At 39.5% G+C, this 25408-nt stretch carries 23 protein-coding genes; 7 read left to right on the top strand and 16 right to left on the bottom strand.

Translation table 11 applies throughout. The annotated features are described in order from the left end of the window. Positions 1-191: 191 nt before the first annotated feature. Together coaA and PO903_RS16885 are read left to right on the top strand one after the other, a co-directional pair. Positions 192-1121: a type I pantothenate kinase gene (coaA, locus tag PO903_RS16880; protein WP_069328308.1), complete on the top strand. Its 930-nt coding sequence runs from the start codon at positions 192-194 to the stop codon at positions 1119-1121. Between the two features lie 33 nt (positions 1122-1154). Beyond that, the gene (locus tag PO903_RS16885; protein ID WP_069328307.1) at positions 1155-1523 is read left to right on the top strand and encodes a DUF423 domain-containing protein; all 369 of its coding nucleotides are present in this window, start codon (positions 1155-1157) and stop codon (positions 1521-1523) included. A 162-nt stretch (positions 1524-1685) separates the two neighbouring features. Here the strand turns inward: PO903_RS16885 and PO903_RS16890 are convergent, their stop codons facing one another. From PO903_RS16890 to PO903_RS16920, 7 genes are all read right to left on the bottom strand, one after another. Further along, a complete protein-coding gene (locus PO903_RS16890) occupies positions 1686-4535 on the bottom strand; it encodes a chitinase N-terminal domain-containing protein (protein WP_502921650.1) in 2850 nt (949 codons plus the stop codon). A gap of 316 nt (positions 4536-4851) precedes the next feature. After that, positions 4852-5964, bottom strand: a complete 1113-nt coding sequence (locus PO903_RS16895) for an NADH:flavin oxidoreductase (RefSeq protein ID WP_069328305.1) — start codon at positions 5962-5964, stop codon at positions 4852-4854. A gap of 196 nt (positions 5965-6160) precedes the next feature. After that, positions 6161-7174 (bottom strand): AI-2E family transporter, encoded by a 1014-nt coding sequence (locus PO903_RS16900; protein ID WP_069328304.1) that lies wholly within the window; start codon positions 7172-7174, stop codon positions 6161-6163. A 155-nt stretch (positions 7175-7329) separates the two neighbouring features. After that, positions 7330-8382 (bottom strand): aldo/keto reductase, encoded by a 1053-nt coding sequence (locus tag PO903_RS16905; protein ID WP_137221878.1) that lies wholly within the window; start codon positions 8380-8382, stop codon positions 7330-7332. Between the two features lie 153 nt (positions 8383-8535). Further along, positions 8536-9333 (bottom strand): helix-turn-helix transcriptional regulator, encoded by a 798-nt coding sequence (locus tag PO903_RS16910; RefSeq protein WP_083243549.1) that lies wholly within the window; start codon positions 9331-9333, stop codon positions 8536-8538. Between the two features lie 39 nt (positions 9334-9372). Continuing rightward, positions 9373-10266: a fumarylacetoacetate hydrolase family protein gene (locus PO903_RS16915; RefSeq protein ID WP_273594052.1), complete on the bottom strand. Its 894-nt coding sequence runs from the start codon at positions 10264-10266 to the stop codon at positions 9373-9375. Between the two features lie 83 nt (positions 10267-10349). Beyond that, positions 10350-10661 carry an L-rhamnose mutarotase gene (locus PO903_RS16920; RefSeq protein ID WP_069328300.1) on the bottom strand — a complete coding sequence of 104 codons (312 nt, stop codon included), beginning with the start codon at positions 10659-10661 and terminating at the stop codon, positions 10350-10352. A gap of 281 nt (positions 10662-10942) precedes the next feature. Between PO903_RS16920 and PO903_RS16925 the strand changes: the two genes are divergently transcribed. Genes PO903_RS16925 through PO903_RS16935 form a run of 3 tightly spaced genes read left to right on the top strand, consistent with a single transcriptional unit; the run spans position 10943 to position 13658 of the window. Next, positions 10943-12067, top strand: a complete 1125-nt coding sequence (locus tag PO903_RS16925; protein WP_069328299.1) for an ABC transporter ATP-binding protein — start codon at positions 10943-10945, stop codon at positions 12065-12067. After that, a complete protein-coding gene (locus PO903_RS16930) occupies positions 12067-12720 on the top strand; it encodes an ABC transporter permease (RefSeq protein WP_069328298.1) in 654 nt (217 codons plus the stop codon). Before PO903_RS16925 ends, PO903_RS16930 begins: the two co-directional genes overlap by 1 nt. Before the next feature lie 26 nt (positions 12721-12746). After that, on the top strand, positions 12747-13658 hold the full coding sequence (locus tag PO903_RS16935; protein WP_273594053.1) for a glycine betaine ABC transporter substrate-binding protein: 912 nt from the start codon (positions 12747-12749) through the stop codon (positions 13656-13658). A gap of 71 nt (positions 13659-13729) precedes the next feature. Here PO903_RS16935 and bshB2 read toward each other — a convergent pair whose 3' ends face one another. The 8 genes from bshB2 to PO903_RS16975 all read right to left on the bottom strand — a co-directional run bounded on the left by bshB2 (position 13730) and on the right by PO903_RS16975 (position 21042). Next, positions 13730-14422 (bottom strand): bacillithiol biosynthesis deacetylase BshB2, encoded by a 693-nt coding sequence (bshB2, locus tag PO903_RS16940; protein ID WP_069328296.1) that lies wholly within the window; start codon positions 14420-14422, stop codon positions 13730-13732. Next, positions 14422-14766: a YojF family protein gene (locus PO903_RS16945; protein ID WP_069328295.1), complete on the bottom strand. Its 345-nt coding sequence runs from the start codon at positions 14764-14766 to the stop codon at positions 14422-14424. Before PO903_RS16945 ends, bshB2 begins: the two co-directional genes overlap by 1 nt. Positions 14767-15014: 248 nt before the next feature. Continuing rightward, positions 15015-16181, bottom strand: a complete 1167-nt coding sequence (locus PO903_RS16950) for a rhamnogalacturonan acetylesterase (protein ID WP_502921651.1) — start codon at positions 16179-16181, stop codon at positions 15015-15017. 237 nt (positions 16182-16418) lie between these two features. After that, complete coding sequence (locus PO903_RS16955; protein WP_069328294.1) at positions 16419-16847, bottom strand: universal stress protein; 429 nt, start codon at positions 16845-16847, stop codon at positions 16419-16421. Between the two features lie 68 nt (positions 16848-16915). Further along, entirely contained in the window at positions 16916-18007 is a 1092-nt protein-coding gene (locus PO903_RS16960; protein ID WP_273594054.1) for a YhgE/Pip domain-containing protein, read from the bottom strand. A gap of 99 nt (positions 18008-18106) precedes the next feature. Continuing rightward, complete coding sequence (locus PO903_RS16965; RefSeq protein WP_069328292.1) at positions 18107-18538, bottom strand: MarR family winged helix-turn-helix transcriptional regulator; 432 nt, start codon at positions 18536-18538, stop codon at positions 18107-18109. Between the two features lie 89 nt (positions 18539-18627). Then, the gene (locus PO903_RS16970) at positions 18628-18879 is read right to left on the bottom strand and encodes a YolD-like family protein (RefSeq protein WP_069328291.1); all 252 of its coding nucleotides are present in this window, start codon (positions 18877-18879) and stop codon (positions 18628-18630) included. 174 nt (positions 18880-19053) lie between these two features. After that, positions 19054-21042, bottom strand: a complete 1989-nt coding sequence (locus tag PO903_RS16975) for a glycoside hydrolase family 127 protein (protein ID WP_273594055.1) — start codon at positions 21040-21042, stop codon at positions 19054-19056. A 200-nt stretch (positions 21043-21242) separates the two neighbouring features. On the opposite strand from PO903_RS16975, the gene PO903_RS16980 reads away from it, so the two are divergent. Next, complete coding sequence (locus tag PO903_RS16980) at positions 21243-22577, top strand: MATE family efflux transporter (protein ID WP_273594056.1); 1335 nt, start codon at positions 21243-21245, stop codon at positions 22575-22577. Between the two features lie 97 nt (positions 22578-22674). Here PO903_RS16980 and PO903_RS16985 read toward each other — a convergent pair whose 3' ends face one another. After that, positions 22675-23439, bottom strand: coding sequence for an SDR family NAD(P)-dependent oxidoreductase (locus PO903_RS16985; RefSeq protein ID WP_069328288.1), 765 nt, complete (start codon positions 23437-23439; stop codon positions 22675-22677). A 206-nt stretch (positions 23440-23645) separates the two neighbouring features. Here PO903_RS16985 and PO903_RS16990 point away from each other — a divergent pair, with 206 nt between their 5' ends. Further along, positions 23646-25313, top strand: coding sequence for a putative bifunctional diguanylate cyclase/phosphodiesterase (locus tag PO903_RS16990; RefSeq protein ID WP_273594057.1), 1668 nt, complete (start codon positions 23646-23648; stop codon positions 25311-25313). Positions 25314-25408 lie beyond the last annotated feature (95 nt).

The following is a 25408-nucleotide window of genomic DNA, read 5'->3' on the forward strand; positions in this document are numbered from 1 at the left end:
TGTCTTGTCTACCTTATGCTATTCCAGATACAAGAAGCAAGATTGATGTTAGCTATTTGTAAGGATAATCAGCAATATTAGCTTAACACCAGTATTTAGAAGGTCAATAGCGATGCAAATAAACCTTTAGAGGTTTTTCATTGTAAAGTTTGGTACACTAGAAATAAAAAATTCTCAGAAAGTGAGAGCACATGAAACGATATTCGCCATACATCGAGTTTGATCGTAAGGAATGGGCTTCCTTAAAAGATCACGATACACCACTATCTTTGACCGAGGTTGAATTAGAAAAACTACGTGGATTAAATGAACAGGTCTCTCTCCAGGAAGTGGAAGAGGTCTATTTACCGCTGACTCATCTGATTCATCTTTACGTGGGTGCTTCTCAACAGCTCCACCAACTAACGACTTCTTTTTTACAGAAAAAAGCCCGTAAAACGCCTTACATTATTGGGATTGCTGGTAGTGTCGCTGTAGGCAAAAGTACCACAGCACGCTTGATCCAGACCTTGCTTACCCGCTGGGACACGCATCGGAAAGTCGATCTGGTGACCACAGATGGTTTTCTGTATCCGAATGCGGTTCTTGAAGAGAATGGGATTATGAATCGGAAAGGATTCCCTGAAAGTTACGATATTAAGCGCTTAATTCAGTTTATTGGAGAAGTAAAATCTGGTAAGCCGAAAGTAAAAGCACCTAAGTATTCACATTTAACTTATGATATTCTGCCCGATGAAGAAAGTGTCATCGATCATCCTGATATTCTGATTGTTGAAGGAATCAATGTTTTGCAGGTGAAAAAAGACAGTCCGCTATTCGTGAGCGACTTCTTCGACTTCTCGATCTTTATTGATGCAGAAGAGAAAAATATTGCTCGTTGGTATGTAGAGCGCTTCCAATTGTTACGCCAGACTGCTTTTCAGAATCCAGACTCTTATTTCCATTCTCGATTTGCAGATTTGTCTGAAGAAGAAGCTTTAGTGGTTGCTAACCATACATGGGAATCGATCAACGCCAAAAATCTACATGAAAATATCCTTCCTACCAAAGGACGCGCACAGCTGATTTTGAAAAAAGAAGCCAATCATACGATTCAAAATATCTATTTACGCAAATTATAAATAAAGAGATAGTTACGACTGGAGATGAATGAGATGCAAACGATACTGATTATAGGTTGTATGATGATGGTTTTAGCGGTCGCATTGGGGGCTTTTGGCGCTCATGCACTTAAGAAAAAGCTAAACGCAGATATGATGAAAGTATACGAGACAGGTGTACAATACCATATTGCGCATGGATTGGGTATGTTAGTCATAGGGACACTCGGACATAATCTCACCCATTCTTCGCTGGCTGTAACCGCAGGTTGGTTGCTGTTTGTGGGAATTATTTTATTTTCAGGAAGCTTATATGTACTTAGCTTTACTGGTGTTCGGAAATTAGGTGCGATTACTCCTCTCGGTGGTCTTGCTTTTATCGCTGGATGGATCGTATTGTTAGTTGCTGTTATGCAAGGGTAAGGATTTTTCACTATCGTGGATGAATTGATAGAATCTACTTGAAGATGACTTTCCACAAACTCCAAAAAAGCCTTGAACTTCGATACAGTTATGCGATATGCATACCGTTGAAGTTCAAGGCTTTTTTGTACATCATATTTGCTTCATACAGCTCAACTACGATTATTGAGTAACTTTTACAGTGATGGCTTCGCTTTTCGTAACGCCAGAAGCATTGACCAATTCAGCCACATACTCATACGTACCTACTGGACGATCTGTGATACCACTAATGGCATGTTGCGCTTGAGGTGAACCTTCTTTTAGAGATTGAGTATCGATCAATTTACCATTTTCATATAAACGATATTCTGATCCATTCGTTCCCCACCATAGGTTCATACTCACTTGATAGTTACCGTCTCCATCCCAGTTATCATTCGATAATACGGACTTGGCAGGAGAAGCATCGGTTACGTTAACCACCAAAGGTTGGCTTTTCGTTGTACCGAATGAATTGGTTAATTCTAAAGTATACGTATACGAACCATTTACTTTACCTTTGATATCAGCTTGTACTACTTGTGCATTAGGTGATTGATCGGCAAGCTTTCCACTGCTGATCACTTGATCGTTTTCATACAATTTATACGTAGAACCATTATTGCCCCACCACATATTCATTGTAACTGTATAATTACCATCTTTAATTCCTGTGTCATGTCCATTATTGTCAGATAATACAGGTGTTCCTGGTACATCTGTTGCTAATGGATCTGTCACAACTGGTGGTTCTGTTGGCTCTGTAGGATCTGTTGGGTTGGTAGGATCAGTAGGTGTTGTTGCCACAGATGTAATATCTGCCGCACTTCTTGGCTTCAATTGGAATACACCTTTGAAAATAGTAGCTACTCCAGTAATATCTACAAACTGTCCATTTTGATAAGCAAAGTTCGCTTGTGTTAAGCCTGTGCGTGCGTCTACACGTGCATGTGTAGTTGCAGGTTGATCACCATATACATTGCTTGTTACATCAAACTCGAAAGAACCTGTAGGTGTAGCTGCAACGATATTGCTGATCTGTACATTTTTCAATTGTACCAATTGTCCTTGATTATACGTGTCTACAGCTACTGCTGTTTTTGCTGTCGGCAATGATGCAGTACCTGTTTTCTCGATACTTACCGGATCGGTCAATTCAAGCTCTGTATTGTATAAAGCTAATGGAGCTGTGACTTTGATAACATCTCCTTGATGAAATCCAGCTTGATTCTGATAAACATAAATACCTGCTGTGTTATCTTGCAAATAAAAAGCTTGTCCACCAAAAGCACCTGGCTCTGTCGTTACAACGCCTTCAATCGTAACCACTTTACCTTCTGCTTGAGTACGAGCATTCGCTACGGTTGTTAATGCCGGTGCTGGTTGTACCCCACCATTTTCCGCTGGCAAAGGTTCAGCAGGCACATTTGCAATCGTCACCGGAGTGGTTACTAGATTGCTACCATTCAGTCTTACACGTAGACTTGCTGTTCCTGTTGTGCCCGGCTTCACGCGGACCGTAATGTCTTTGTAAGCATGACCTTTGCTATCTGCGGTCAAGCTGTACGTTGAGCTGTATCCATAAGAAGTAGGCCATGTACCATCAGGATTCTGTACTTGCCCTACTTGTGTACCTCCTGTTAAGAAAATACCGCTACTGTAACCTGTGACTGTACTATTTGCTGCCAAGTTATCAGCGACAATACGAATTTGGAAAGGTTCAGCATTTGGCAACTCTGCTTGATGTACAAGACTATAAGTTGGCGATGTTACTGATACTGCACTGCCATAAGCACCTGGCTTAAATGTGGAAGCATCCCACCATTTGTATCCAGCCGCTGGAGCTGACCAAGGTTCTGCTTGAGGTTCAGTTGATGTTTGTGGAGCCTCGATTGGCAATAATGTCGTCGGTTGATCCAATTGCAGACCTTCTACTTGATCAAAGCTTGTATAGGTTTCTTTATCGGATAGCCAGTTGATCGTATTCACAAGCAATACGCCATCATCTACTTCTTTAAATCCATCATACGTTGTTTTTTTAGTGCCTGTTTCTTCACGTAGATATTTCGGAGAAGCATCTTCTACAGGTGAAGAATCACCGATAAATGCTGCTTTACCTCCTCCTAATTTGGAGACTGCTACATAAGGGCCTTCCGCAACACCGCCACCATTGTATACCCCTTGATCGACAGCATTACCCCACGCTGCATTCGTTTCTGGCAAGTAAACAATTCCTTTAGCTTTGGCTGGATCTGTAATAGCAAGTGTAGAACCGGCATGCATCGCTACACTACCTACACCTTCTGTAATTCCAAAAGCTTGATTCGGTGCAACCACTTGGTTAGCATTGATATCTCCTAAAGCGTTATAACGATAACGAATCCCGAAGTTATCAGATAACCAATCAGAGCTTGCTACTCCTTGCATTGCCGCAGAATTTTTCTCTTCTGTGCTCATGCCTTTCGTTGGATCTTCCCAAGCGCCACGACGGAAACCATTGATTGCTTCTGATCCGTCCCAACGGTTTTTGTTACGATCGGCATTATAATGATCACCTACGAAGAAAATACTGCCACCGCTTTCAACATATTGTTTCATCGCAGCTTGTTCTGTTGTTTTGAACGGAACGTTAGGTTCTGCGATAACAAATACATCGTATTCACTCAAGTCACTGTATGTGATTGGTGTACTTTTGCGAAGTTCTTTCACATAGTAACCATCATTTGCGAGTGCATTTGCAAAATCTGAAAATCCGCCGTCGATTACCCAATCGGCTGCCCCTGCTGTCTGAGCATGACTGTTATCGAACAATACTTTTTTACCTGCATTCTCGTTAACCACTTTGGCTGCGATAAAAGGTGCTGGATCTGTAGGTCCTTCAGCATGAACTGCTGTTAATCCACCAAGCAAGCCTGTTTGCATTGGTAAAGCAATTGCCACCATTAGAGCATACTTTACCCAGCTTGATTTTATTCCACTACGTGTTACCATGTTTTGCCTCCTATGTACTGAAAGAATAGATATCTAACTCATATTATCATGGAAATATATTCAAAAGTAAGCTATTTTGTAAAAAAAGCAAAATAATTGGGTAATATTTTATTTTATTTTTACATTGTGAGACAGTTAAGTTTACATTACTTTTATAAATTCAGCTCAAATCACCAAAATAGATCATTATATCGGTAACATGTATACAAATACCTGATTTATGATCAAAAAAAGAGCAACCCTTATGAAAAGGTTGCTCTACTTAATCTATATGGTTTGATTTTGTTACCTGTTTATTTAATTTGATACCTTCAGTTTAGCGTAAAGATTTCAGATCTTCTTGATCAAATGTTTTGATATCATCTGTACGTTGCTCGTGCAATTTGGTAGCCCATGCTGCATCACCGATCAATGCACGACCGACAGCCACTAGATCAAATTCCCCTGCATTTAATTTCGCATCCAATTCTTCAAGACGGATACTTTCAGAGACATCTTCAGTCTTATTGCTTAAGAATACTTGATTAAGTCCTACAGAACCGACTGTGATTGTTGGTTTGCCTGTGATTTTTTTCGTCCAACCGGCAAGGTTAAGATCAGAACCTTCAAATTCAGGTTCCCAGAAGCGACGTGTAGAGCAATGGAAAATATCTACGCCAGCTTCAGACAACGGTTGTAAAAATTGAGTCAATTCTTCGGCTGTCTCGACAAGACGAGCATCATAATGATTCATTTTCCATTGTGAAAAGCGGAATACGATCGGATAATCAGGCCCTACAGCAGCACGGCAAGCTTTGACCACTTCAACACCAAAACGTGTACGTGCTACAAGATCGCCACCATACTCATCAGTACGTTGATTCGTTTGTGACCAGAAGAACTGATCGATTAAGTAACCATGTGCTCCATGAAGTTCTATACCATCAAAGCCTACTCGTTTGGCATCCGCAGCGGCTTGAGCATACGCTTGAATGACTTCTTGAATCTCTTCTGTTGTCAACGGCTCATTTACTTTCTCACCGTTAATATCCAGACCGGATGGGCCGATCGGCGCAGCTTCTACATTTGGTAATGAACCGACTGGGCGAGCCATACCAACATGCCAGATTTGAGGCATGATTTTGCCACCAACTTCGTGTACTTGTCTAACCACTTCTGCCCAACCATTCAAAGCTTCTTCGCCATGAAAAACAGGGATATCCGGGGAAGAGACAGCCGCAGGATGATTGATCGCTGTACCTTCTGTAATAATCAATGCGACTTCATTTTCAGCACGACGTCTATAATAAGTCGCTACATCTGCTCCAGGTACACCATTAGGTGAAAAATTACGTGTCATCGGAGCCATAACGATCCGATTGGACAATTCTAGCTGTGGTGTATGAAAAGGAGTAAATAGTTCTGATGTTTTTGGTGAATTGACGCTCATATAAAATCCCTCCAAATATGAATAATTGTATACCTAAGTAGATCGATATGTTTATAAGGATATCATGTGCGATAATGAAAAGCTAATCGTAAATGTAAAATTTTTGTAAAAGAAAAAAACGTTTATACTCCATACAGGCAGCATAAACGTTTCAAATAGACTGTGATTACAACCCTATTTTATAAATAAAGATCCATTAGACACTGCCTTTTTTCTTACGAGTAACCCCGATCAAATCAAGGAAAAAGACAAATAACGGAATACCGATAATCAATCCCCATGGACCGATAAAGTGTTCAGAAAAAATAAGAACTACAAAAGTATAAAAAACAGGTAGATTGGTTTTACTGGACATTAATTTGGGATTTAAGAAATAAGCTTCAATCGCATGAATCACTACAACCAGAATCAGCAGATAGACAATGTACTTCACTCCACCGATACTGAAAGCAATCAATCCTAGCGGAACAAGCGATATAAATACACCTGCAACCGGTATTAAGCCTAACATAAAGATAATCAAAGCCAGACCTAATAAATTCGGGAAGCCCATGAACCAGAGCGCGATAATCGTAATAATACAGTTGATCAATGAAATCAATAATTGAGCTTCAATGACTTTACCAAACGTATCTAAAAACATTTTGCCGAAATAACCGACTTCTTTAAAAAACCAACCTAACTTACTTTCTTGAAAAGAAGACGTAAAACGTGTAATGTGCGCACGATCCAATAAGAAAAATAAGCTAAGCAATAATGCTATAAGTAACTGAGAACCTAATTTGCTAATTTTTAAAATAACATTAAAGCCGGGTTCGATAAAACGCTGTACATTTAACGTATTCAAAAAGTTAATAATGTACGGGTTCCATTCACTTTCGTGAGGATGCCGATAGGCTTCAATAATCATTTCGTATAACTGAGTGACCTGCATAATCACTGTAGGCACCATTCGGTACACGCCCCAGGCAATAACAGCCAGCAAGATCAGATACACTAAAGGTAAAACAAAAAAGCGTGAAACATTAGGAATGAACGTTTGAAATAACTTCATAAGCCCATCATACATACTACCGATTAGAATCGTCAGCAGTAATGTAAGTAAAATAATATTCATCATACTTTGCATAGCAAAAATCACCAGAACAAGAATCGCGAGCACGATAATGCGCCGGATTCCATCGTGGTTAATCCATTCCCTTACCTTCATTCATAGACCTCATCTCTATTTATGTCCGCTCCTGTTATCATAACGTTTTTCTGCTTTCTTGTCATCGTAGCAACAAAAGGCAAAACATCATACACATAAAAAAAGGAACCCACAAGTATATTACCTTGGGATTCCTTTTTTCAGTGTAATGTATATCACGAACGGGTATGACGCACCTGTTGTAATTGTTCTATTCTTGCCTGACTCCACATATCTATCATCCAGCCTGGATATTCACTAGGAATCTGACTGATCTTATCGAGTGTCTGTAATTCTTCTTCAGAAAATACAATATCGATGGCGCCTAGATTATCTTCTAACTGATGCATCTTCTTCGTGCCAATAATAACGCTGGTCACTGCACGTTGATGTAACAGCCATGCTAGAGCAAGTTGAGCTACTGATGCTTCTTTTTGATTAGCCATTTCGATCAAAGTATCAATAATATCATACGCACGGTCTTTATCTACAGGCGGGAAATCAAAATCATTGCGTCGACTGCCTTCAGAATTTTGCTGATCACGTGTAAATTTACCGCTTAATAAACCTCCTGCAAGTGGACTCCATACGAGCAATCCCATATCGTTATGACTATGTAGCATCGGGATAATCTCACGTTCCAGCTCACGACCTGCAAGTGTATAATACGCTTGTGTAGAAACAAATTTTTCAAGTCGATGCTGATTCGAAATGCCGATCGCTTGAGCGATTTGCCATGCTGCCCAGTTGGATACACCAATATAGCGAACTAATCCTTGGCGTACAAGGTCAGTTAAAGCTTGTAGTGATTCTTCTATCGAAGTAGCAGGATCGAATCCATGAAGTTGATACAGATCAATATGATCCATTTGTAAACGTTCCAGACTATTTTGGACACCATCCATAATATGATTGCGAGAAGAACCTTTCTGATTAGGAGAAGATCCCATGACACCGAACACTTTCGTAGCGACAACCACTTCTTCTCGTTTGACGCCTAAGTTGCGTAGCGCTTGTCCAGTAATTCTTTCTGAATTGCCTTCAGAGTAAATATCTGCGGTATCAATAAAGTTAATTCCTGCTTCCAACGCACGTGCTAGTAAAGTATCTGCTTCTTCTTGCTGTACTTTACCAACGATATCAAAATTTTCTCCGCCTCCGAACGTCATTGTGCCAAAACATAATTCAGATACAAATAGCCCGCTTGGACCTAATTGATTATAGTGCATCTATCGTTCCTCCTGTTCAATCTATACAATATAGTGTGGTTACTTTCTATATCCTATTCCATATGTATAGGTTCAACCACAGTACAGTTATGCTAGTAAAAAAACTAACAGGCAGCATGTGAGCTACCTGTTAGTTTAGGAACATAATATTCATTATGAGGAGACTGGTGAATAGATACACATATGATAATTGGGACTGTTGTCGAGTGTTGCCATCGAATTAGAGTCAAAAGTAACTATCTGTTGGGCACTAGGCATATGAATGTGTAAAAGACATGCTTTTTGAAGTTGAACATGATGTAAATTCCATATCGCTTCAAATTCAGGGCTATCCATACATAAACGTTGTACAAATTCTCTGAAAAAAAGATTTTCAGGATGGCGATTGTAATAGCTACGATAGACAGCGACACAACTAATCGTATACTCTTCCAAGTTCACGATCCGACTCCGAAATTCTTCGTTTAGAAAGACTAACCTCATAAAAAACCGTTCTTCAGGTAACATTGCGTCTAGATTGGAAAATAATTCATTGGCTGCTGGATTCCAAAAAATAAACTCTGACATATGATTCGTAATAATGGATGGAGAATGAAGTTGATTCAGAATATGTTGCCAGTGCGGGCTTATCGTAGAGACATTTGCAATCGTCTCAGGCTCATTCGGATTCCAGAGCTGAAGCAAATGTACTCTTTCATCAGGATTCAATTGTAGTGCTCTGGCTATATTTTCAATCACATCGCGTGAAGCGGTCACATCTCTTCCCTGCTCTAACCATGTATAATAGGTAGCACTTACACCAGCAAGTACAGCCACTTCTTCCCGTCGCAATCCCGGTGTTCTACGTTGACCGTAAGAATGACTGAACCCTGCTTGTTCAGGTTGTAATTGATTCCGACGCGATTTGAGAAACGTTCCTAGCGTTCTCAGTTTGGTATTTTCTTGGATCATAGCGATCCCCTCCTGTGCCTTCCAAAATATCGTTTGATTCTATTTAGCCGATACAAATGTATTCGTTAATCTGCCTAGCTTTTCAATTTCAATTGTAACTTCGTCACCAGACTTTAACCAGACTCGTTCTTCTTCTGGTTTGCCCAAAATCACGCCTTCAGGTGTACCCGTCAAAATAATATCACCCGGATTAAGCGTCATATGCTGAGAAAGATAATGAATAATATAACGACAATCAAAAATCATATCAGATGTATTGGAATGTTGGACTTGTTCTCCATTTAGATAGGCACTGATCTGGAGCTGGTTGGGATCGCCAACTTCATCAGCTGTAACCAGATAAGGACCAATCGGTGCAAAATCGGGACATGTTTTGCCCAATAACCATTGACTGGTCAGCATCTGTAGATCACGTGCAGAGACATCATTAGCGGCGCAATAACCAAATACATAATCTAAAGCCTCTTCTGTACTCACCTGACTCGCTTGCTGACCGATTACTATACATAGCTCTGCTTCGTAATCGACTTGTGTGCTGGCTTGTGGGAGCGTTACAGATTGTAGATGACCTGCTACCACATCAGAGAATTTGCTAAAAACAACAGGTGTTTGCGGAATCGGTGCCTTTGTTTCTTCTGCATGACGGCGATAATTAAGACCAATACAGATCAACTTACCGGGGCTTGGTATTACAGGCAACCATTCGATATCTTGTTCAGCAATCGCTTGAGCTAAAAGTTCAGTGGTGTGTTGTTCTAAGATGTGTTGAAGCTGTGTATGTAATCCATGTTGAGACCAGAGATCGTCCATGTGTACAGGAAGGGTTAATGAGGAATCGACAAAAGGTTGTAAAGCAGACATAGGTACAATCACATCATCTAATGCGACACCTATGTGTTGCTGTTGTTGATAACTAAAATGAACATATTTCATATCAGAACACCTCCAACACTAATCATGACAGGCTGAAGGTGTTCTTTCAACTATTCTCTAATAGGATATTACTAGAAATAAGATTAATTATGGTAATGAAACACTTCAGGAATGACTTCAGATGTGGTTCCTTGCGGATTAGCAATCAACATATCTGACATAAAAGTCTGCCAGCGCTGATTAGCAGGATGCACAGCTAGTTGATCCATCGCTGATTGATAGTGATCTACTTCCATATAAGCAAATAGAGTGCCTTCATGCAAAAAAATACTATACGTGTGAATCCCTACTTCTCCAAACGCTTGCAACAATTCTGGATAAACCGCTTGATGGCGTTCAATATACTCTTTTTGATCTTTCGGATCAATATGTAAAACAAAAGAAACGCGTTCCATCTTCAACATCCTTCCTTTTATTTGTTCGATAGATTCACTTTAAATTGTAAGCGTTATACCTCAAATAATCAAAAGACTTCTTCATCTTTTTTTAGACATTTTTCGACCGTTTTCATACAATTATGACTTTGTATATTGTTTCAAATGTATAAATTAGGTCTAAATACATGGAGCTCAATCAATTGTTATACGCATGATGAACCTAACTTTTTTTTAGAATCATTATTGAAATGTCAATGGTTGTACATACCAAAAATAAAATAGATAAAGGAGTACAAGTTATGATTAAATTCGAAAATGTAAGCAAAACGTACCCCGATGGTTTTCAAGCCGTCAAGTCACTTAATTTTGAAATAAAAGATGGGGAATTTTTGGTGTTTATTGGCCCCAGCGGATGTGGTAAAACGACTACCATGAAAATGATTAACCGCCTAGTCTCTCATACAGGAGGTACTTTATCTGTAGATGGCAAAGATATCAAAAAACAAGATCCTGTGAAATTACGCCGTACGATGGGCTATGTGATTCAGCAAGCAGGACTGTTTCCTCATTACACGATTGAACAAAATATTGCTCTAATGCCTGAACTTAAAGGCTGGGATGAGAAGAAGAAAAAAGATAGAGTGATTGAAATGCTCAACTTGGTAGGTCTTGATCCTGAACTATTTGCCAAGCGTTATCCTAAAGAATTATCAGGTGGACAGCAACAACGTGTCGGTGTAGCCCGTGCTCTAGCCGCTGACCCTGATATTGTACTGATGGACGAGCCTTTTGGAGCACTTGATCCTATCACACGTGAGCAATTGCAAGATGAGTTATTACGTCTACAACGTGATTTGAAAAAAACGATCGTTTTCGTTACGCATGATATGGATGAAGCTTTGAAATTAGGCGATCGAATCGCAGTTATGAAAGATGGCGAGTTATTGCAACTGGATACGCCTGATATGTTACTACGCGAACCTTCTCATGGTTTTGTAGAAGAATTTATAGGTAAAAATAGATTGTATCAAAATCCTGAGTATATTCCGGTTACCGATCTGATGCGTAAAGATCCTTCCACTTCTCTTCCAGATCGTAGCCCGGGTAAAGCTATTACCTTTATGCGCCAACGCAAAACAGATACGTTATTGATTACCGATACACAAGGTATATTGCTAGGGATTGTATCTGCCTATGATGTATTGGCTAATATCGATACAGTAGCTACGATAGGCGAAATTATAAAGCCTGTCACACATATGTTAAAACCAACAGATACCGCACAAGATGCTTTGCTAAATGTCGTTGAAGCGAAAAACGGTATTCTACCTGTTGTCGATGAACAAGGAAAATTAGTAGGTATAGTGACTCGTGGGACTTTGCTGACCATGTTTGCTAATCACTGGGCTGGAGGCGAAGTATAATGGAAAACATATCTTTGTGGGAGCAATTTATCCGTCAATTTAACCTTCGTGGTCCAGAACTGATTGGAGCAACAGGGGTTCATATCAAATTAGTATTAATATCGATGTTGATTGCTATTGTTATCGGGGTACCGGCAGGTATTCTAGTCGCACGTGTGAAAGGATTACGCACACCCATTATTGGAGTTGCTAGTATTTTGCAGACGATTCCGGGACTGGCTCTACTGGGCTTTATGATTCCGATCTTCGGTATCGGTACGATTACAGCCGTAGCTGCATTGTTCTTATATTCTCTGCTACCTGTGATTCGTAATACATTTACAGGGATCAAAGATGTCGATCCAGCTATTATTGAAGCCGCCAAAGGTATGGGTCTAACCAGCCGTCAAATATTGTTCCGTGTTCAGCTTCCACTCGCATTATCTGTGATTATGGCGGGAATTCGGACAGCAACTGTTATTAATGTAGGTACAGCAACGTTAGCTGCTTTTATAGGCGCTGGTGGTTTAGGTGACTTTATCTTCCTTGGAATTACTCGTAATATTGATGCCCTTATTCTATTAGGTGCTATTCCTGCAGCTATCCTTGCATTGGTATTTGATTACTTGCTTGGGTTGGTAGAACGTTGGACAACACCACGAGGATTGAAATAAGGAATCTGAACGCAGGAGGAATGATGATGAAGCGAAATAAACGCTGGATAACGTTATTGATATGTATAGTGACGATCACAAGTCTGCTCACAACAGCTTGTAGCAGTTCATCCGCTACAGAGGGTACAACTGGCGGTGAAATTACCATTGGCTCCAAAAACTTTACCGAAAACATTATATTAGCTTATCTAATGGCAGATATGATTGAAAATCGTACCGGTATCAAAGTCAACCGTAAAGTCAATCTAGGTGGATCAAGTGTTGCCTGGACCGCTCTTCAAAATAACAATATTCAATTGTATCCTGAATATACAGGAACGATTGTTGCCAACTATTATCAACAAGAAACTACCAATTCTAAAGAAACATTAGCAAGCGCTAAACGATTGATGAAAAAAGATGATTTGCAATTTATTGCTCCTTTTGGATTCAGTAATACGTATTCTCTGGCGGTTAACCAAGAAACGGCACAAAAGTATAACTTAAAAACATTCAGTGATCTAGCCAAAGTATCGCCTAATCTTGAATTAGCATCAGAATTTGAATTTACCGATCGTGCAGATACGTATCCTGGATTGAAGAAGAAGTACAATATGATCTTCAAAGATGTTAGAGGTATGGATCAAGGTATTAAGTACCGTTTGATCGGACAACATGATACTGATGTGGTGAGTGTCTATTCTACTGATGGTCAGATCAAGCTTAATAATCTATTTGTACTCAAAGACGACAAGCACTTTTTCCCGCCTTATGATGCAGGCGTAGCTGTTCGTTCAGAGACACTTAAAAAATATCCAGCGATCAAGGAATCTTTGGATGCATTACAAGGTCAAATCAATGAACAAGAAATGCAGATTATGAATGCCAAAGTCGATCAGGGTTACCGTGAAGATGATGTTGCTCATGAGTTCCTGATCTCTAAAGGATTAATTAAATAATCACAACAAAAAGCCGCCCTACCCTTCTGATGTGAAGGAATAGGGCGGCTTTTTTTATAACAACATACGTCTTAAACAGAATGTGTCCAGAAACGTTCTTTACCAAAACGTTCTTTGATTTCTTTATCTTTTAATTTGTTCTGACCTAGCATTTCTACCGCTTGAAATTGCGAGCGATGGGCTTGGATCGATTTCATTTTATTTTCTAAAAAGTCGCTGACATCATTCTCAATATCAGGTTGACCTAATTCAGCATAGCAGTTTTTGGAAAATGCCATTGTATGCAGTAATGGACGTTCGCTTTGAGGCAGACGTTCTACAGCACGTACAACAGCTGCTCCTGTCGCATCATGATCAGGGTGAACACTATATCCTGGAGAGAAGGTAACGATCAAGGATGGCTTGAGTTCAACGATTAGATCGTAAATAGTACCATCTAATACTTCTTTAACTTCAAACTCGATCGTTTTATCATGGAACCCGAGCATGCGCAAATCTTGGATGCCTATCGCTTCTGCAGATTTTTCCAATTCACCTTTACGAATCGTAGGCAGACCAATTCGGTTGGTAAATGGTGGAATTCCCATATTACGTCCCATTTCGCCAAGTGTGAGGCAAGCATAAGTGACTTGTCCTCCTTGTGCAATATGCTTCGCTAGTGTACCTGATAAACTGAATGCTTCATCATCAGGATGTGGCAATACGACAAGGATACGAGAATCAGCAGGAATCAGAGAAAATGTAGTTTTTTTATTATTGTCCATTAGAAAGGCTCCTTACTGAGTTGCAAAGCAACTACTAATTTACCTTGCGTATCATGACCAGCTAGAATCAGACGCTCTTGTTCGGTTTCTTCATAATGAGTAAGTCCTTCTGAATAAACCCAACCTTTTTCTGTTTTAAGTCCAACACGATATGGACCTTCGCCAGAAATAGAACCATGAATATAGCGTAATGTCGCATTACTGATAAAAGTAGCGGCTGGATGCTTGGTACTATCCAAATGAGCGGCATAGGCTCCAGTGGTCATTTCCAAATGAATATACAAATCTTGATCTTGTAGATCATCGATTCGTTGTTGAATCAAAGTTGGTTCGATAAGTAACATAATATATCCTCCATCAGGTCTGACCTTCTATAGCAGAAGATCGGATTAAGTTATTCATACAATGAAAAAGCTCAACGTATATAGTCTACCTTTCACAGTCGAGCATAGCAATACTTAAGGTATTATACTATAGTTTCTTTAGTTATGTATGAACATAATAAGTCATCGTATATGAAAAAAGCTTCTCCCTATATAAGCGAAGAAGCTTTGGATATACAGAAGTACCACTTTCATTCCTCGTTCAACGATTAATATAACCCTTGGGCTTTCATATTTTCAACAACAATACGAGCAAGCTGTGTGGCGCCAGCATAATTAGGATGTAATGTATCACCGTTCATATACAATGCTAATGTAGCATTTGCCCCGATCGAAGTGAAATAAGCAGAACTGAGTACATTTAGATCGATCAACGGAACATTGGTTTCTTGAGCCACTGCTATCGTTGCTCCGCGGTACCAGCGACCTTCTGCATGATGGACACCTGCACTATCAAAATCGGTTGCTCTGCCTTGAGGTGTAGATAGAATAACTGTAGCACCTTTGGCTTTCACTTGATTCACCATATCGCGCATAATATCTTTGAATTGTGCTTCTGTCGTATTATTTTTGACATTCGTATCATTGATACCCAGTTGCACAATAAAGTAATCGCCCGGCTTAATGTATTTCAAAATGGCTTCCAGTTGTCCATCATCACGGAATCCACGCGCAATTTGTCCACCGGATGCCATATTGCGTATGAGATAATCGTTCTTGTTAATAAATTGAGGTAACATCTGTCCCCATCCACCTTGTACACTGCTAGTCAAAGGATAATAATTTGCTACTGTGGAGTCGCCACCTACGTAGATTGTTGGATGAGTGGTCGGATTGGTCGATACTTGTGTAATTTCAAGTGCACTTAATGTAAAGGCTGCCCCTGCTTTGCCTTCTGTGACTAATAAGTTAAGCTGACCATCGGTAATCGGAATCTGGAATTGATCAGTCGCATTGTTTCCCGTCATATTAATCAACTGATATACCCCTTCTGCGGCTACACTAGAACGTGTGGTGTTACCGAGTGTCACTTTCACTTCATACAATCCATTAGGTAGATCAACGTTAAAAGTATTACTACTTTTCGTTCCAAAGGTGACAAATTGTACTGCATCACTAGCTACACCTGTCCCTGAAGCAGATACATTTTTAATATTGGCTGGCGTGTTGAATCCATAGCCTGTTGAAGCATTATAAGCGGTCGAAGCTTGTACACCTGTATATCCAGAAGTCACTGCACCGCCACCAAAATCAAATTTGTAAGCGGTTGCAGAAGCGGCTACAGAAGAAGATGTTCCCCACGATGTACTTAATAACCCTCCGATCAACATCATACAGCTGATTTTGCCCCATTTGTTAAGTAATTTGCTGTTCATTATTTGTCCTCCTTCAAAATGTTAACGTTTTCATTTCACTTTGTAACTATTCGCTTTGTACGATATTTTATCCTTTATCTGGATCAAAATATCATTTATAGAAATGTAGAAATAGTCTGTATAAGAATATCGATCCACTGATTGAGCATGAATATAGACACCTACAAAAACACCCAATACCCTTCTCTAACTGAGAGAAAAGATATTGGGTGTCTGTACATCCTTTATTTGATTCGTTTATTTCACAATCATAACAGGAGATTTGGCGCGCTGTGTTACATAATGACTAACACTACCCATTACAAATTCACTCACAGTACCTAGCCCACGACTACCCATAATAATCAGATCTGCTTCAATGCTGTCTGCATACTTAACGATACTTTTACCCGCACTGCCTTGAATCACTGTAGCTTGAGCATTAGGAATAGTGGAGATCAATTGACGTAGATTAAGACGTACATCCTCTTCTTCATGGTCAAAATAAGATTCTAGTTCATGTGTAGGAATCACTAACGGTTGTTGCAAAATCTCTGTAGACGTTGAATCTACATACAATACTTCAATCTGAGCTTTTAGTTCTGTTCCAAGACCAATCGCTTTCTCTAACGCTTTTTGAGAATGTTCTGAGCCATCATAAGGAACTAGAATGTGTGATAATGACATCGTTAACGCCTCCTTTTGGAATAGTACAGATAATACATACACAACAACCTTGTTCAGTCTACTGGAGATTAGTGACTATTTGCCGGATGATTGATAGGGCTTGGTGCTGGCTTGATCAGCGCTGTACGAATCCATGTGATTCCAAAAGTGACAATCGCTATCCATAGTAAATGAATCACAAATGAGGATACAGAAGCCCCACTATAAATTAACCTTAAATAGCCTTGTATAGCATTTGGAGCTGGTAAAAAGTGTCCTACATTTCGATATAAAGGAGATAACATAGCAGCAGGGATGATATTTCCTGCGGTCATCAACTGAAGCGGAATTAACGCTACGTTGAATAATGGAGCCACATTGCCGAATAAAGCGAACGCCATTTGTGTAACAGCAATACAGGAAATGTAGACCAATAGATGAAAGCTCCACATTTGCCAGAATGAAGCGGCTGTATCTGCGAATAGCGTGGCTACTGTCGTAATCAGTAATGAAGCTACGATAGAGATTGCCAGCAGTAATATCTGTCTTCCCCAAAAGATCTGCCACTTACTATGATCACGCTTTAACATCATAGATGCAATATTTAATTGGATATTCATGGTCATAACACCAACATATGTGACAAAACCTAAGATCATAGGCAACATTGAAATGGCAAAATTAGAAATATCATGTGTTTTGACCACATTTGTAGTCACGATTTCTTGATGAACATCAGCAAAAGCATGTTCGCCTATTATCGAGGAAATCTGTGCAGCAGAACTTTGTACGATGGACTTCGCAATATCGGAGTTCCCTTGATTGATATAATAATTCATCTGAGTACTGCCATTCCTTGCTACATCTTCGGTGAAATGAGCAGGAATAGAAATAACCATGGTCAATTCACCATTATCCATATGTTGTTGTGCTTCGTTTAACGACGGATAAGATTGAGTCTTGTATGGAACCCCTGTAGCGATCGCTTGAGCAATATTATCACCTGCTGTTCCGTCTTCATTGACAATACCTACCACCAGTTGATCCACGCGCTCTGTAGCTCCGTGATAACCCGTCATCCAGAATAATAAAAAGACCAAAGGTACAAAAATAGAAAATACGATCCCTACCTTAGTCTGGGTAATGCCCAAAAAATCTTTAAACGTTTTGAATACAGTCATTCTTTTCTCCTCCAAATACAACTTCTCTTTTTAAAATTACATGCATAGGATATAAATGGTTATGCATGTATTACGCTAAAAAATATCCAGCTGACAGTATCAGCGGGATAAATGGTCAAACAATTGATTGATTGTGGCAATAAACTGTTTTACTTGTTCCGGTGGAAATAGGCTATTGATCTCATCATCAACCTCTTTCATAATCGGCTGTGTGGTTGCGATCAATGCTTGTCCTTGCGCAGTCAAATGCAATAATACAGCTCGGCGATCAGCAGGATCTACTGTACGTGTGATCAGCTTTTTATTTTCCAATCGATCAATCGTTTTACCAATACTGGTCTGATCTTTAGAAAATAATTCAGCTAACGCTTTCTGAGAAATGCCTACGTGAACCACAAGGTTGTTCAGAACTCCAAATTGTTCTGGAGTGATATTATAATCCTGTAAAAGATGAGAAGCTTTTTTCTTATAAGCCAAATATGTTCTGGATAACAGCAAACCTAGCGGGTCTTGCTCTTGATTAAATGACATAAGTTATCCTCCAAAAAAAATACTAGCATAGCAGATAATCGGCTATGCTAGTATATTCTGAATATCGTTATTTTGTCAAAACAATTTATTTAATCTCTCGGGTAATTTACACCCATAATATCCATAAATTTGACTTTATGAAGTTCTTCTTCATATTGTACATGTACTCGACCTGTACGTGGATCCATATTTACAATCTGACCGCGTACAGGTTCTTCTGTACCCCAGACAGTCAGCAAAATTTCCGATTTTTCTTGATAGGCTTCAGTAAGTTGATTACCGATCTCTTCTAGTACAAATTCATCCCGTGTTGGACGCTTTGCTACTTTTGCTTTAGCCAAAATTAACCCCCCTTTACACTTCTCTATTCTATTTTACATTTAACTGCATATTGATTCAATAGTTTAAGCTAAAAAATAAGCACAAATGTTCGCTTTTTTCGTTAAATTGACATTTTTTCATACTATTTTCTGCAAAATAAAGAGATGCGACATCTAAATATCGCATCTCTTGTCCTACTTAGTTGATGAAGTTGTAGAAAAGGCTTCACTTTTACGAATCCAGACCGCCATATCGCCTTCACCACGATTTGCCCACAGGAAGTAAGGAATCGCTGTAAATGGTTGTTGTTGAGGTATCGGAGTACTATCCTGATACAGATTGTCGCCCCATCCCTCTTCTTGCTCTCGCAAAGCTGTACCTTCAATAATGATCGTTCCTCCTAGCAACTGTGGATCGAATCGGGCAGTCAATAGCTGTTCAGGATGAATAGATAATGCTGAGATCAATTCTCCATTATCTGCTTGCTCCAGACAGTATACTAATGGGCCATATTGTAAAGCGACCTTGCCCGCTGTAGCCCGTAGTCTTGGATGACTATGAATCACTTGTACGTGCATCTCCATATTCCATTCTATAACATCACTTGCTGACCATTCTCGCTGAATATAAATATATCCATCACGCAATAAGGAGTCATAAGTTATTGCTTCACCGTTGATCGTAAGCGTAGCTTGTTTGCACCAATTGGGTAAACGCAAAGCCAATGTAAACGATTGAGGTTGTTGTAATTGAAAAGAAAAACGAGTCGCTCCATTCCACGGGTATCCACTTTCTTGCTGAATAACGACTTGGTGTTCTCCAAGTGTTAATTGTGCTTCCCCACCGATATACAGATGCGTATATATCGTATCTTGATCAGTACTATAGATGTATTGCCCTAATGAACTGACCAGACGTGCAATATTAGGAGGGCAACAGGAACAGCCAAACCATTTCTGACGTACAGGCTTTACATGATGCTTGCCTGGATTATGATGACAAGCAGACGGCCAGACTTCTAATGGATTCACATAGAAATAATGCTTACCATCCTGCGCCATTCCGCCAATGACTGTATTGTATAAAGCTCGTTCTAACACATCGGCATATTCGCTTTTGGCTTCAATCTGTAGCATTCGATGAGCAAAAAAGACTATTCCTACTGCTGCACAAGTCTCTGAATACCCTGTATCATTAGGAAGATCATAATCAATAGTAAAAGCCTCACCATGATGCGTAGAACCAATTCCGCCTGTGATATACATCTGCTTGTGCACCATGTTGTTCCACAATGTCTGGCAAGCTTCATATAGACTTTTATCGTCGATTAAACCAGCCAGATCAGCCATCGCTGTATACATATAGACTGCACGAACAGCATGCCCTACTGCTTCTTTTTGTTCACGTACTGGCACATGAGCCTGACTGTATTTCAGATTAATTTCATTTGTTTTACCTACAAAAAAGTTGATGCGATCCCGTTGTTCCCATTCTTGCTCTAGAAAGTTAGGTTTTTGTCCACGTTCATCAATAAAAAATTGGCTCAGTTGCAAGTAACGTTGTTCTCCGGTTAAACGGTATAATTTTACAAGTGCTAGCTCAATCTCTTGATGACCATCATAGCCACGTAATTGACCTTCTTTGGTGCCAAATATGGTATCAATATAATCCGCTAGACGGCAGACCACATCAAGCAGTTTGCGTTTACCTGTTGCTTGGTAATAAGCTACTCCAGCTTCAATCATATGCCCTGCTGTATACAGTTCATGACAATCCGCTAGATTAGTCCAACGTTTATCCGGTTCTTTGATTGTAAAATATGTATTTAGATATCCATCTTCGCCTTGCGCTTCAGCAACAAGATCAATCACTTGATCGGTCATCTGTTCCAATGCAGAATCAGGATGTGTCATTAATGAATACCCTACGGCTTCGATCCATTTCGCTACATCGGTATCTTGAAAAACAAATCCATTAAATTCCCCTTCTTTGCGACCCGCAGCAATCTCAAAATTCTGAATAGCATAACTGGGTTCAGCATCAGCAATACGATCATGTAGAGCGTCATATTGATAAGGAATCACAACTTCACGTACCAGTTCATTATATTTCGTCCAAAATTCATCTTGAATACGAACTTCTTTCGGTGTAACTGTGGTCAACACGTTATTGTTTTTGAGCATAGGGATTCTCTCCTTTATAGTGGTAGTAAAGTACACTTTCTTTCTAATATGATTACGCTTTCAATATTATTGTTTAGGTTGTTATTAATTAATATCACATTCATTAACGATACACAATGATTTCCAACTATAAATTCAACAATCTATTCACAAATTGTTTAATCGTATTCATTTCGATTAATTTATGGTATAACAAAAGTATGAAAACATTACAATCTTCTACTCCACCTAATTATCGTAGTTATCTTGCTTTAAGTATTCCGTTAATTATTTCTACAGTGACTACTCCCCTTCTTGGTGCAGTAGATACTGCTGTTGTTGGTCATTTATCAAGTAGCATTTACATAGGTGGCGTTGCAATTGGTACTCTTATCTTCAATACATTGTACTGGTTATTTGGATTTCTAAGAGTAAGTACGTCTGGATTTGCAGCACAAGCCAAAGGCGCCGGAGAATTAGAACGTGGCTTCTCCGAATTGGTTCGTCCGACCATCATTGCTCTGCTTATCGGTTTCCTATTTATTGTGTTACAGTATCCTATTCTACAAGGTGTACTGGCATGGATCAGGCCAGATGCAGATATTCGTGAGCAAGCTTCTATTTATTTTCATATTCGTATCTGGGGTGCTCCGGTAACTCTGCTGAATTATGTTATTCTGGGTTGGCTCATCGGAATGGCGCATGTGAGGCAGACTTTATTTGTCCAGATAGGGATTAATGTACTCAATATGATTTTGGCGATCGTATTTGTACATGTATTTCACTGGCAAGTTGCAGGTGTCGCTTCAGCTACATTGATTGCAGAGATTATCGGGCTAGTATTCGGGATCTTTCTGATCTGTCGTTCTCCTTATTTCAAATGGGGATCGATATCGCAAGCAGGTCTATTTAATCGTGAAGCTTTACGCCGTATGATCAGTGTGAATAGCGATTTATTTATTCGTACGATCTGTCTGTTAGCAATGTTCAATATCTTTACAGCGAATAGTACTTCATTCGGCCCTGAGATGTTGGCTGCGAATGCTATTTTGTTACAAGTCCATTATATTATGGCTTACTTTTTTGATGGATTTGCCAATGCGAGTAGTATTTATGCGGGCCAAGCTGGTGGATCGCATAACCCATTGTTACTACGGCAGACGATTCGGTGGTCATGGTACAGTTCATTTCTGCCAGCGCTATTGATCGTGATCGTCTACTGGGTGTTCCATCAACCATTATTGGGATTATTTACAGATTCAGCATCTACGATTGCACTGGCTAATGAATATAGCCCCTGGTTGTTACTGTTTCCTCTAGTGACAGGTGCAGGTCTTGTATTCTATGGATTATTTACAGGGTTATCTGTCACTGCTCCTATTCGTAATTCTATGATAATCTCTTTTGTATTATTTGTAGCGGTGCTCTGGATTGCTGTTCCTCTGTATGGCAACCATGGATTATGGTTAGCTTTTATCGTCTTTGGTTTAGCGCGAAGTGTATTTTTGTTAATACGTCTTCCTCGCTTGTTAGAAGCTGTTCCTACCAAATCATAAAAGTCCTCTGCATAAGTAAGATAACCAAAAGAGTCACACTTATTATAAGTGTGACTCTTTTGGTTATCTATATACGTTTGTCTTTTATTATATCATCTTAAAATTCTTGATCGGTTGGGCGAATCAATACTTCATTGATAGCCACATGCTTAGGACGTGTCACTACATATTCGATAGCATCTGCAATATCTTGAGATTCTAGCGGTGTAATATCACCAAATAGCTTACCCATCTCTTCCATAACTTCAGAGCGTACATGTGAAGATAATTCGGTCTGTACAACGCCTGGCTCTATTAAGCCTACACGTACCCCACGACCTGTCACTTCTTGACGAAGAGCTTCACTAAAAGCAACTACTCCAAATTTGGTCATATTGTAGACAGCAGAACCTGCGCCTGCACGACGACCTGCTACCGAACTAATATTGATCAGATCGGCTACTTTGCGCTCTGACTGTTCTGCGGCTTTCAGTAAATGTGGCAATGCAGCATGAGAAATATGCAATAGTCCATTCACATTGATCGACACCATACGATCCCATTCTTCTGTCGGTGCATTTTCTGCTGGACCTAATAACATCACACCAGCATTGTTGATGACAATATCCAAACGATTATATTTTTGAATCGTTTGTTCAATCGCTTGTTGTGCTTGTGCTTGATCGGTAATATCTGCTTCAATCACGAATGCTGCTCCACCTTGAGAAGTAATATCAGCAGCTAATTGATCCAGACGGTCTTTACGACGTGCTACGACCACTACAGTTGCGCCTTGTGCAGCCAGAGTCTTAGCGGTTGCTTCCCCTATTCCACTACTTGCGCCTGTAACGAGGGCTACCGTTCCTTGTAATTTCTGTGCCATCTATAACACTCCTTTTATATGGATAAAATACACATATCTATAGTCATATACCCTTAAAAAGAATAGCACAATCAAATTTTGAACAATTCATTTAAAAAAAGAAGTTCATTTTTTCTTCATATATGCTCTATACATACCGATGAAACCTATTATATATTAAAAATAATTTTAAGATTATGATTTGTATGGTAAAGGAGTGGACCTAAATGAATAACGAAGATTCACTGATTCATCCGCTTCTTAAGTTAGCTTTTGATGCTATGGAAGATCTAGTGTATATTATGGCTGTCGAGAATCGACAATTCGTATATTGTTATGTCAATCGGAAGGCAGAATTGTCTAGTGGAATCACTAGCGAATATATGGGTAAAAACTTTTTTGAGTTATACAGTGAACGGAATCAATATGAAATGGCTCAATATTTGCATAACAAATATTCCAAAGTACTTATTCAAGCACAAAGTGTACGTTTTGATGAAGGGCATCTTTTGCCTACCGGAACATTAAGCGGAGATAGTATCATTTCTCCTATCTTTGATGAACATCAAAATATCACTCATCTCGTCTGTATTACTCGTAGTTATGATGAACGTCATCATTATCAAGAGAAAATGCAGTATTACGCCTATCATGATGAATTGACTCAATTATTGAATCGGCGCTTTCTGTATGAGTTCGTGACTCAACCTGCTTATTTATTTATGTTTGATATTGATAATCTTAAGTATGTAAATGATACTCTGGGTATGGAAAGTGGAGATACTTTATTAGTTGAAGTTGCCGGTCGTCTTAAACGCAATTTCAGTTCCGACTATATCAGTATTCGTTTGAGCGGGGATGAATTTATACTGGTATCTAATCGAGAACAAGAACATCCCGAACAGATGGCGAAGATTATTATCTCTCTTATGAATGAACCTTTTTTATTCAACAATCATCAAATTAAGATTAACGTCAGTGTAGGGATCGCTTTCTTCTCGGAAGATATCAATATCTCGATTGCTTTGAGACGTGCTGATATTGCCCTATACCATGCCAAAACAAGCGGACGTAACAAACATCATTTGTTCTGTGAAAGTACGCAGTACGAGCAAGTGGTACGTTTTAATTACGAACTGGCACTGAACAGTTGTCTGGAAAAAGAAGAACTGCAATTATTGTATCAGCCGATCTATGGCAACAAGCAAAAGCAGGTCGTTGCGGTCGAAGCTTTATTACGATGGAAAAAAGATCATAAATATATGGTTTCTCCAGCTGACTTTATCCCTGTCGCTGAACAAACAGGTCTGATTATTCCGATAGGGGAATGGGTGATTCGTCAGGCTTGCCGTGATCTGACTATTATTCAAGCCAAATATGGACAACAGACGAAGATTGCTATTAATATTTCTAGAATCCAATTAAGTGAACCTGATTTTATTGATCGAATTAATCAGATTCTCAAAGAAGAAAACGTTAATCCACATTATATTGATCTCGAAATTACGGAAAGTGTAGCTATGATCGATACGGTTAGTGAACGCTCTTCACTACTCAAATTACGTGAACAAGGATATACGATCTCTATTGATGATTTTGGGACAGGGTATTCTTCACTCAGTACACTTACTCGTCTTCCCATCGACAATATCAAAATAGATCGTTCTTTTGTGGCGCAAATGAACCCTCCTGTGCTTAAAGCTCTACTTGCGATGGCAGAAGCGCTAGAGCTGCATGTGGTTGCTGAAGGCATTGAAGAAGAAGAACAATGGCGGCAGTTGATCGAACTGGGATGTAATGACTTTCAAGGATATTGGATCAGTTATCCGATGCCACTTGCAAGCTTACCGGATCTTCCCCATTTTCTTTCTTCGTTTTCAAACGATTACTTATAATTCTTGTCATGCTTATGATAATTATACAAAAGACCTTATCCCTAAAAGGACAAGGTCTTTTGCTGTTGAGCATAGTTAGCAGATGGTCATATGCG

This window comes from Paenibacillus sp. PK4536, assembly GCF_028594455.2.
GTDB lineage: Bacteria > Bacillota > Bacilli > Paenibacillales > Paenibacillaceae > Saccharibacillus > Saccharibacillus nuruki.